13 protein-coding genes and 1 pseudogene are annotated in these 9,816 nt (G+C 41.4%); 9 read left to right on the top strand and 5 right to left on the bottom strand.

Annotated elements, in window-relative coordinates:
* The 6 genes and pseudogenes from Q0541_RS05640 to Q0541_RS05615 form a co-directional block, all read left to right on the top strand.
* A partial coding sequence (locus tag Q0541_RS05640) for a hypothetical protein (protein WP_298906799.1) occupies positions 1-275 on the top strand: 275 nt, incomplete at its 5' end.
* A 186-nt stretch (positions 276-461) separates the two neighbouring features.
* Positions 462-671, top strand: a complete 210-nt coding sequence (locus tag Q0541_RS05635) for a hypothetical protein (RefSeq protein WP_298906796.1) — start codon at positions 462-464, stop codon at positions 669-671.
* 64 nt (positions 672-735) lie between these two features.
* The gene (locus Q0541_RS05630) at positions 736-2,136 is read left to right on the top strand and encodes an FAD-dependent oxidoreductase (RefSeq protein ID WP_298906793.1); all 1,401 of its coding nucleotides are present in this window, start codon (positions 736-738) and stop codon (positions 2,134-2,136) included.
* Positions 2,137-2,251: 115 nt separating this feature from the next.
* Positions 2,252-2,557: pseudogene (locus tag Q0541_RS05625) on the top strand (fused response regulator/thioredoxin-disulfide reductase); the annotation flags it as partial.
* Between the two features lie 31 nt (positions 2,558-2,588).
* Entirely contained in the window at positions 2,589-3,986 is a 1,398-nt protein-coding gene (locus tag Q0541_RS05620; RefSeq protein ID WP_298906790.1) for an ATP-binding protein, read from the top strand.
* Positions 3,987-4,096: 110 nt separating this feature from the next.
* The gene (locus tag Q0541_RS05615) at positions 4,097-4,441 is read left to right on the top strand and encodes an NAD(P)-binding protein (protein WP_298906786.1); all 345 of its coding nucleotides are present in this window, start codon (positions 4,097-4,099) and stop codon (positions 4,439-4,441) included.
* Here the strand turns inward: Q0541_RS05615 and Q0541_RS05610 are convergent.
* From Q0541_RS05610 to Q0541_RS05600, 3 genes are all read right to left on the bottom strand, one after another.
* The gene (locus tag Q0541_RS05610) at positions 4,398-4,607 is read right to left on the bottom strand and encodes a hypothetical protein (RefSeq protein WP_298906783.1); all 210 of its coding nucleotides are present in this window, start codon (positions 4,605-4,607) and stop codon (positions 4,398-4,400) included. The two genes, Q0541_RS05615 and Q0541_RS05610, sit on opposite strands and share 44 nt — an antisense overlap.
* Positions 4,608-4,613: 6 nt before the next feature.
* Positions 4,614-4,952 (bottom strand): hypothetical protein, encoded by a 339-nt coding sequence (locus Q0541_RS05605; RefSeq protein WP_298906781.1) that lies wholly within the window; start codon positions 4,950-4,952, stop codon positions 4,614-4,616.
* Between the two features lie 362 nt (positions 4,953-5,314).
* Positions 5,315-5,863, bottom strand: a complete 549-nt coding sequence (locus Q0541_RS05600; RefSeq protein ID WP_298906778.1) for a hypothetical protein — start codon at positions 5,861-5,863, stop codon at positions 5,315-5,317.
* Positions 5,864-6,285: 422 nt separating this feature from the next.
* On the opposite strand from Q0541_RS05600, the gene Q0541_RS05595 reads away from it, so the two are divergent.
* Entirely contained in the window at positions 6,286-6,678 is a 393-nt protein-coding gene (locus tag Q0541_RS05595) for a transposase (RefSeq protein ID WP_298906776.1), read from the top strand.
* Positions 6,679-7,476: 798 nt separating this feature from the next.
* Here the strand turns inward: Q0541_RS05595 and Q0541_RS05590 are convergent.
* Together Q0541_RS05590 and Q0541_RS05585 are read right to left on the bottom strand one after the other, a co-directional pair.
* Positions 7,477-7,749 carry a hypothetical protein gene (locus Q0541_RS05590; RefSeq protein WP_298906774.1) on the bottom strand — a complete coding sequence of 91 codons (273 nt, stop codon included), beginning with the start codon at positions 7,747-7,749 and terminating at the stop codon, positions 7,477-7,479.
* On the bottom strand, positions 7,746-8,159 hold the full coding sequence (locus Q0541_RS05585; RefSeq protein WP_298906801.1) for an ISAs1 family transposase: 414 nt from the start codon (positions 8,157-8,159) through the stop codon (positions 7,746-7,748). The genes Q0541_RS05590 and Q0541_RS05585 overlap by 4 nt, the downstream gene beginning before the upstream one ends.
* Positions 8,160-8,559: 400 nt before the next feature.
* On the opposite strand from Q0541_RS05585, the gene Q0541_RS05580 reads away from it, so the two are divergent.
* Positions 8,560-9,153, top strand: coding sequence for a hypothetical protein (locus Q0541_RS05580; RefSeq protein ID WP_298906769.1), 594 nt, complete (start codon positions 8,560-8,562; stop codon positions 9,151-9,153).
* Positions 9,154-9,289: 136 nt separating this feature from the next.
* Entirely contained in the window at positions 9,290-9,616 is a 327-nt protein-coding gene (locus tag Q0541_RS05575) for a hypothetical protein (RefSeq protein ID WP_298906764.1), read from the top strand.
* The last annotated feature ends 200 nt before the right edge of the window (positions 9,617-9,816 follow it).

Below are 9,816 nucleotides of genomic sequence, written 5' to 3'. Positions count from 1 at the left end.
AAATTTTAGCGATCGCACCTTTTTCACCCAACCTCACAAAATCGCGTTGCTCCCAAGTTAAAAGGGGTCTCATTGTTTCCCAAGCAGTGTTTAATTTTCCTGGCGAAAAACCTTTTCTACCAAAGGCTTGTCTTAGATTGCAGATTTTACAGACAGCGATCGCCCTTGATCGTGGCTTTGAGCCAATTGCCGACTTGACAGTAAGCAGAGATGATTTCTCAGTACTTCAAGAGAAGAAATGCCCTGCTTCCTTATCCAATCCAATTTCAGATTAACGTGAATGACCAAAATAGCTTTATGATTCTCTACAAAAGCATATTTGAAATTATTTTGGTAATATACCAAAATATTCTCAAGCTCATTCTGGAACATGGTGAATTACTTAAAAGTAATTCGGGCAATCCGGGTATTGAACGTGAAGGTTCTTCCAGGGTCAAAAAAAGTGCAGGGAGATGAAAAGTATGGCTGAACAACCATTTCATGACCAACTGAGTTTAGAGGAACAAGCTGAGAAACTTGGAAAGCAAGCAGTAAGTTTGGGTCTGATTCCAAGCTTTGTGGTGCATTACTTTCCAGATACTTGGATATTTTATATACCTAATGAAAATCAATCAGAAGCACTGACACCAGAAGAGGCATACCTTCGTTTAAAGCAACTGGTTAAACAGTAAATATTTTAACGACAGATTTTTGAAGATAACAGCTTGGTACTGTAATCGTTAAGTAACAGTAGTTATGGCGAAACCTGCAATTTTAACCGTCGATGATGATCCAGAAGTGTTGCAAGCGGTATCACGAGACTTGCGGCATCAGTATGGCGATCGCTTCCGCATTGTGCGGGCAAATTCTGGTATTACTGCTCTGGACGCGGTGCAGCAACTCAAATTACGGAATGAAGCAGTTGCTCTATTTTTGGTGGATCAAAGAATGCCCCAAATGGGAGGTGTGGAGTTCCTTGAACAGGCAAAAAGCATCTTTCCTGATGCCAAACGTGCTTTGCTGACGGCGTATGCAGATACGGATGCTGCTATTAAGTCAATTAATAGTGCCAGACTTGATTATTACTTACTCAAGCCCTGGAATCCACCAGAAGAACGGCTATATCCGGTTTTGGATGATTTGCTAGATGACTGGCTAGCTGGATTCCGCCCCCCCTTTGAAGGGATTCGAGTAATTGGTAATCGCTGGTCGCCGATCTCCCATCAGGCAAAAGACTTCTTGGCGCGTAACCAGATTCCCTACAAGTCGTTGGATATTGAACTAGAGCCAGATGCAGTAAAATTAGTAGAATACGCAGAAGCTGATGGCAGACAGCAATTGCCCTTGGTGCTATTTCCTGATGGTTCCCGATTAATTCAACCATCTAATTTAGAGATTGCCGCTAAAATTGGACTACAAACCCAGGCAGAACGCCCCTTTTATGACTTGGCGATCGTCGGTGGTGGCCCTGCCGGACTAGCAGCCGCCGTCTATGGCGCTTCTGAAGGACTGAGTACTGTCTTAATTGAGCGTGAAGCACCGGGCGGACAAGCAGGCACGAGTTCACGCATTGAGAACTATCTGGGGTTTCCGGTTGGCTTGAGCGGCAGTGATTTGGCAAGACGGGGAGTCACTCAGGCGCGACGATTTGGGGTAGAGATTCTTACTCCTCAAGTAGTAACTGGGGTTAGGCTGCAAGATCCTTATCGGGTTTTGCAATTGGCGGATGGCAGCGAGATTAGTTGCCATGCACTTTTAGTTGCAACCGGCGTTTCCTACCGTTGGCTAAATGTCCCAGGAGCCGAGAAGCTGACAGGGGCAGGAATTTATTATGGTGCTGCGATGACTGAGGCGATCGCCTGTAGCAATGAGGAGGTTTATCTGATCGGCGGGGCAAACTCTGCTGGACAGGCAGCTATGCACTTTTCTAAGTATGCCAGCAAAGTGATCATATTGGTGCGGGGTGAGTCACTCTCATCAAGTATGTCCCAATATTTGATTGACCAAATTGCAGCTACTGCAAATATTAAAGTATGCACAGGTTGCAGCGTCGTGGAAGTGAAGGGAGATGAACATCTAGAAGAAATTGTGATTACCCATGCCAAGACTGGACAAACTGAAACGGGAGCAACGCGAAAAAGTGAGATCGGGGTTTAGTTCTCAATTATACCTCTATATTCTCAACAAAACTTGGTTTTTTAGTTGCGATCGCATCCCGAAACAAGCTATATACGTCCCAGGTTGCAGCACCTCACAAAATCGCGTTGCTCCCACTGAAACTGTGCCAGCGCGATCGCTTTTTATCTTCATCGGTGCTAGCCCTAAAACTGATTGGCTCGATGGTGTTATTCGACGCGATGCTCAGGGGTTTATCATCACAGGCCCCGACTTGATGCATAATGGCAAATCTCCTCTAGGTTGGCCTTTGGAACGCTCACCTTTTTTGCTAGAAGCCAGCGTTCCTGGCATCTTTGCAGCCGGAGATGTGCGATCCGGGTCAATTAAGCGGGTGGCATCCGGTGTTGGTGAAGGTTCAATCGCCATTCAATTCGTTCACCGCTACCTGAGCAATGTTTAGTTGGAGCGGGAAAAACTAAGGAGGTTAATTGATGTTGTGTATTGAAGAATTGATTAACTTAGACCCGTTTCAACAGCTTCCTAAAGAGCAATTGGAGTGGGTTTGCGATCACGCTCAAACGGTTGAACTCCATGCTGGAGAAGTGTTGGCACATGAGGGAGATCCTGCACACGGCTTATTTATCCTAATCAAAGGTAAAATTAATCTCACCCGCCGCAGTCAAGGAGTTGAAATTCCCATCGGGCAACATGAAGCCCCATCCTTTTTTGGTGAAATTCCAGTCCTTACAGATGAACCTGTACCTGTGACAATGCGAGCATTGACAAATTGCAGCCTTTATGAAGTAAAAGGAGAAGACTTTTGCAAACTGCTGCATGAATATCGTGATTTTGAACGGATGATTTTCCGTATTATGCAACGTCGTGTCCGGGGGCTAGAGTCTTTCATTCGTGGGCGGGAAAAAATGGCAGCTTTAGGGACACTTGCTGCTGGTCTAGCTCACGAACTCAACAACCCAGCCGCAGCCCTCGTTCGGACTTTAGGGGAAATGCCAGCCGCCATCCTAGAGTTACAACGAATGAACTTAGTTTATGGGCAACGCAATGTTGAGGAAGCGCATACTCAACACTGGTTGAGAGTACGCGATCAGGGCTATGATGCGATTTTGAATAATCGCCTAGATCCGGTGACATTAAGTGATCGTGAAACCGTGTTGCTGGAATGGTTAGAAGATTATGGTGTGAACCAGGCATGGAAATTAGCGGAACCTTTAGCAGAAGGCGGTGTTGAGGTAGAAACCTTAGATCATCTCATGGAACGTTGGCGCAACGACGACACTGAATTGCGAGAAATGGGATTGCATTGGTTATCGCTGTCGTTTGAAGTCATGTCAATGATTAAACATGGTTTGCGAGGAGCCGAGAGGATCTCCGAACTTGTGCAAGCGATGAAGTCTTATACTTACCTAGATCAAGGTGTTCAGCAAGAAGTGAATGTGCATCAAGGTTTAGAAGATACATTGCGATTGTTTGCTCATCAACTTAAATGCAGCATCCAAGTACAACGTAATTATGATCAACATCTTCATAAAATCCTTGCTTATGGCAGCGAACTGAATCAGGTATGGACGAACTTAATTGACAACGCCATAGATGCAATGGATGGTAAGGGACTGCTGGAAATTACAACACACCATTGCGATCGCTTTGCCCATATTGACATCATTGATTCTGGTAGTGGAATTCCACCTGAAATTAAAACCCGCATTTTTGAACCTTTCTTCACTACCAAATCAGTGGGGCATGGTTCAGGACTCGGTTTGGAAACCGTTCGCCGGATTGTAGAAAATCGCCATCATGGTACACTCTCATTTGAGTCGCAGCCAGGTAGAACCTGTTTCACTATTTGCTTACCCAAGTCAAATAAATGAATCATTCTTGACACTACAAATTTTTTGTTTCATGTCAGCCTACAATCTAAAAATGGAAAATACAAGTATAATTTAATCCCAGAATAGCTAAAATTAACTGTGAATAAATCATGACTAAAGATGGCAAGTTATTTGGATCATTTACTTCAAATATTAGGGAGATAAACCTGTCAAAAATAAAAGTAGTTGTGATTGGTGGTGGAATTGGTGGCTTAACTTTAGCCCGTGCCTATTTAGATGCAGGAATTGAAGTTGAGCTATATGAGAAACGCCAGTTGAATGAAATGCTCTCCGGTGCAGGAGGGATATTTATTCAAAGAAATGCTATGCGTGTTTACAAACTCTTATGGTCAGGGAAAATTTATGAACGTTTTTACAAACAAGGAGGCAAAATTTGCCAAGGAGGGTTTTTTAATAAAAAAGGAAAACCATTGTACATAAACTACCCGTTTTAACCAAGCCACTTTTGAGTAATTCTTCTTGAAAGCTGATTTCAGTTGTGAGAATTGGGTGTTGACTCAGGGAAGTAGCAAGGGCAATTCTCTCAATACTTTGTCCGAAAGCGATCGCTTTTGGGTGTTTGGGTTGATTAACTTGTGATGGCAGAAAATTAGTCAACATTGGTATTCACTCTAAACTAATTTTCCATAACCCGTCTAACGGATTGGACTGTTGCAATTGACCATTACTGCTGCCAGACCAATCATTGCCATATACCAACCCAACACTGAATATATTATTTACAGGATATTGCCCTAGTTTTCCAAAACCTTCAATATTATTTGAGTCAGTGATTACCTGCTGGTTCAACTTTATGGTTGTTTGGTTCCCGTCAGCAAAATAAATTGTTGCTCGTTTTTTATGAAAGCTTACCTGAACTTTGTAGACAGCACCTGTTGCATAATAGTAAGCCTTAGCAGGCAGCTTTTTACCATCAATATTTTGCCCCTTAAACTCAACGGCCATAGCAGGCGTGCTTAGTCCCAATAGGACTAGCAGGAGTAAGCCTAAAACTTTCATTGGTAGTAACAAATACTTTCAATCAAACTACTTTCTACTTTAAAACATAAAACTAGTTTTTGGGTTAACTAACGATTGTTTAGCTTGAATTGAAAACTCTAAAGAAAGATAAGAATGATTTTTAGTATAAATGGTTTTTAAACATCGCTACAACCATTTAAATAGCGTATTTTTCTTGCTGCTTTAGAATCTGTGCTATTCGATTAAATCCAAAAGGGAGGATTAGGCAGGTTAGCATAAAGCTTAGTTAGATTTTCCACATCGTGTTGAAACCAGTTATGAATCCATAAACAATACTGCTCAATAGCTTACAGCTCAGTTAGATTACCTACGAATTCTGACGCGATCGAATGGCTAACCCAAATCCCAGACATAATTGCTTTGAGAACACCATGACTTGATGTCGGATCAAGTATCATTGCTGCATCCCCAACGATAAAATAACCACTTCCAGCCGATTGTGAAACAATTCGCCAACTGACATCAGATGCCCGCATTCGTTGGAAAATTTTTAGTCCAAGGAATTCATTGGGGAGCCAGTCTTTTGGGATTTTCTGTGTTCCAAATGATAAACGCGTCCATTGATAAAGTTGCGTAGGCGTAGCCCGTTGTAGACATCGCACTTTCGCAGTCCACGTCCAACCGCAGGAATCAGCAACGATCGCTGGAGCAATATCTCTGGCTGAACATTCCCCTGTTACATAACCATAATAGGCAATCAGACGCGGAGAGTGATATTGGATTTCTAACCCTAATTGTTGAGCAAGCCAATGATTACCTCCGGCAGCATCAATGATTTTAGTTGCCCGAAAAGTTCCAAGTGATGTCTCAACACCAACTACTCTGCACCCATCCATCAGTAAGTGGGAAGCATGGCAAGGTTGTAGAACTTTAACACCGTAGTTATGCGCTTACCTTTAACTAATAAGAACTACAAAATTTATATTTTTTGTACTCAAGCTAGCATTTTGTCCTAATTATAGTTAAATCAGCCCAAAGGAGATGGTACCCTAAAGGGTACTTCTTGGAAAAATAATTATTGCTGATCTAGTGACTACAGGAGAAGCAAGAGAGAAATGCAGCTTATGCAGCTGCAAGTTTAATATGGAATTGGCGCTCCGTCCACCCCCCTTTAATGTAAATAGAGATAATAATTTTGGGGGTATGGATGGAGAAGATAATTAAGTATAAATACACAATAATTTTTACTGGCAACAGGTAAGATACAGCAGATTTCAGGTAAATGAGGTACAGTCGTAGCAGTGCATGAAGGGGTAAAATGAAACCTTACTCTATCGACTTCCGAGAAAAAATAGTAAAAGCTTACTCTCAAGGTAACACCTCAATCAGAAAAGTAGCCCAGAAATTTGGCGTAGCCAAAAGCTTTGTACAAAAACTACTCTCCATGAATAAAACTCAAGGTCATGTAAAACCAAGACAGCAAGGTGGGGCAATCAAGGGTGAGTTGGATGGATATGAATCAAAAATAGCTGCAATGGTTGAGAGATACCCAGATGCAACATTATTGGAATACTGTGAATATTGGGGTGCAAACTATAATCATTGGGTAAGTACAAGTACGATGTGTCGTGCATTGCAAAAACAAAAACTCACAGTAAAAAAAAGACGTTACGTAGCAGTCAAGCAAAGACAGAAAGAGTCCAAAATTTGAGAATTAGGTATTGGCAGAAAGTTAAAGAAATAGAGCCAGAAAACTTGGTATTTATTGATGAAATGGGCGTTTTATTAGGTTGAACACGTTCCTTAGCCCGCAGCCCTCATGGAACTAGAGTGTATGATTTTAAACCGTTTTATCGGGGAGCGAAGGTAACAGTAATTGGGGCAATAAGCATAAAACAAGTTTTGGCTGTTATAACATTGAATGGTTCAATGGATGGAAACGCATTTCAAGTCTTTATCGAAAAGTGTTTACTTCCTCAATTATGGTCGGGTACTGTAGAAGTTAATTGATAATGTTCCAGCACATAAAGTCGAAGAGATTGAGCCTTTAATTCTATCAAAAGGCGCAAGTGTTCTTTATCAAATAAAAGCAATTGCAATAATCAAAGATATGTAATCGCTTTTTTCAGAGAATTCATCTAACGATATCGGAGGAGCATATTGGCTAAGAATCCGATTACAAATTTGAATGAAGCCAGAAACAAATGGGTACGAGTTACTGGTTATTCAGCGAGCAGGGCTATTTCATTCTAAAAACTTGCTTGAGTGTGTCTAATCCAAAGGAACATAATCTTTGAGCTCGTGCCATGTTTTCAAACATGTGGTCTCGATATAAATTAAGAGTAAAATTACGAGCGATCGCAAAAATCTGAGGTAAAGGTTTAGTACGAATTCTAGAACCGTCTTCTCCTTGGGTTACATCTCGAACATAATGAACTTTATTCTCAACACCCCAATATCCCCGGATGCGTTCACCAAACTCTTGTGGTGTTGCACTTAAGGAAGAGATCTAATAGCGTGTCTCACTTTTTACTTCAATATGGTTATGTCTGATAATCTGACGTTGTGATTGAACTCGAATTAAAGTTTTCAGACCAGACCAAAATCTTATACCATCGAGTGTTTGACAAATACTAACGGTACGTTTTTCGATTCGACCATGCCCTTTGTTTATTTGCGAGTCAGTAAATTCTGGTATAAAGTTTGCTTTAACATCTTTAAATAAACCTGTTTGGTTACCTTTAAGAGCAGCAATATAATTATTGCCAGTTTCGATTATCAATTCACAAGTTTTTTTTGAGTATTAATGGCATCAAAGGCAAAAACTACTCCTTGAAGAGCCAGTTTTTGAATCAAAACTGGCAGAGCTTTAATTTCATTCGTTTTGGCATCAACTTCACATGGTTCTAAAATCAAGCCCCGCTCGACAATATAAGTACTAACTAACATAATTGCTGGGTGAGAGTCTGAATTTGGATTATCTTCTTCAAGTTGATATGAACCTTTAAGGACTTTGCCATCTAACCCAATGGTTTCTCCACAGACTGGTTGTACATTAAAGAATTTGGCGAGGCACGCTCCATACTGCTCGTAATCGACGTGCAACAAGGCACGACGCAAGGTGCTATAAGAGGGTAGTCGATTTTTTGCGGGTTTTAACAGGTCTATCAACTGCTCGTGGTAACTTGCTATCCAATCTCCGATTGCTAAGAACCCTTTATTTCCCGCCGCGATCGCAAGAGTGAGCTAGACACAGTGGCAGCGTATGACGTTGTCCCGCACGGCGACGGGGGTCTTGAACCGCAGCAAAGGCCTCAATAATTGCTAGTTGACTCACAGTCGTGGATACATTCCATTTTTAGTGCTGCATTTTACCATACAACTCTTACATTTAGAATGAAATAGCCCTGATTCAGCGAGAGCAAATATTGTTAAGAGATACTTGCCTGATTTTCGGGAATTTGACACAGAAAATCCAAAACACTGGAGAAAAGCAATTGACTTTTTCCATCAGAAATACATAAAACCAAAAGAACAATTATTATTGCGTCCACTAACACCAGCACGTCAAAAATAGGTTGAAACAACCGGATTGAAAGCTTCGCTTCAATCTGTAATGGAGGTATTACCAAAATGCAACTTTACATTAAACACAGAACGCGGTTGGTTGTTAGTAACATCCCTTTATGCACAGACGTATCCTGAAAAAGTTTTAGGGCAGTATTCAGCAGTTGAGACAATCGAACAAGAAAATGAAGTTACCCAAACCAAGCCTCTCAATAAAATACAGCAAGACTTTAGGCAACTTGAACCAATTTCTCAACCACTACCTCTAACACAGCCTCCAACTCCATTAGCCTCGCCATCACCTCCAAAAGACCCAGCCGAAGAGCGAATGTCTAACCAGTTGGCAGAAATATTAGGAGGAATTCGAGAGGCTCCTAATCCATCCGGGCGAGTTGATGTGTTGACTAAATTGTATGTAATTGAAGTCAAGAAAGCTTGCAATTGGAAGCACGGTATTGGTAAAGCACTGGTTTATCAATTTTATTACCCTAACAAGAAACCCGTCTTATTCTTGTTTAGTGAAGATGTTAACTTGTATCGAGATTTAGCTAAGAAACATTGTTATCGCCTTGGTGTAGTTCACCGGGAAGAATCACATTTTCTGAATGGAAAATTTTGAGTACAACCCTCTTTGCAAAAGCTTCGCCAAATCTTCATAAGTGCGTAGACGCTCTGCGGCTTGCCTTTAGGCATCGCAGTTTCTGACGAGTCATCGCACTTTTCGGTCTTGATAAAGCTTCGCTAAGTTTCGATGAGTGCGTTGTGGCTTACCACAACGTAATTCATATCCAAAATCAAAAGGCGATCGCCGTACCTTGGAAAGTCTGCGATCGTCCTTTTATCCAAATATGGAGATTTATATCATGCCACAAGCAACAACAACAGAGCAAGTAACATCAATCGAAATCGATTTTTATGAACACGAAATTTATGCAGGACAAAAGCTAATGGCCCGAATTACTTACGATCATCAAGATTTTGTGACCCAACGGTGGGTAGTGATAGTGAATGATAAAGAAGAATTTCGTGCTATTACACAAATGAAATGCCACGACTTTGTAACATGGCATTACAAGCAATGAACTCTGCCAGTACAGCAAGAAACCCCAGCCACTACAACGGGGAATGAAGTTATGTGAAAAATAGCCACCCAGTGTGAGCAGTTCGGATTTGAGTTGTTGGATGACGGCATCTATAAGGATGAACAGAAGCTCGGTTCTATCGGTTATACCAAGTTGTGATAGATAGTATTATTTAGAAGAAGTAAAATCAGTGTGCAGCG

Source organism: uncultured Nostoc sp., from assembly GCF_937863485.1.
Lineage (GTDB): Bacteria > Cyanobacteriota > Cyanobacteriia > Cyanobacteriales > Nostocaceae > Nostoc.
Note: the sequence above shows the minus strand (reverse complement) of the source record. Positions and strands in the feature narration are given on the sequence as shown.

Coding starts and splice junctions, on each gene's coding strand:
- Q0541_RS05635 (WP_298906796.1), top strand. CDS start 462: ATGGCTGAACAACCATTTCATGACCAACTGAGTTTAGAGGAACAAGCT.
- Q0541_RS05630 (WP_298906793.1), top strand. CDS start 736: ATGGCGAAACCTGCAATTTTAACCGTCGATGATGATCCAGAAGTGTTG.
- Q0541_RS05620 (WP_298906790.1), top strand. CDS start 2,589: ATGTTGTGTATTGAAGAATTGATTAACTTAGACCCGTTTCAACAGCTT.
- Q0541_RS05615 (WP_298906786.1), top strand. CDS start 4,097: ATGACTAAAGATGGCAAGTTATTTGGATCATTTACTTCAAATATTAGG.
- Q0541_RS05610 (WP_298906783.1), bottom strand. CDS start 4,607: ATGTTGACTAATTTTCTGCCATCACAAGTTAATCAACCCAAACACCCA.
- Q0541_RS05605 (WP_298906781.1), bottom strand. CDS start 4,952: ATGGCCGTTGAGTTTAAGGGGCAAAATATTGATGGTAAAAAGCTGCCT.
- Q0541_RS05600 (WP_298906778.1), bottom strand. CDS start 5,863: ATGGATGGGTGCAGAGTAGTTGGTGTTGAGACATCACTTGGAACTTTT.
- Q0541_RS05595 (WP_298906776.1), top strand. CDS start 6,286: ATGAAACCTTACTCTATCGACTTCCGAGAAAAAATAGTAAAAGCTTAC.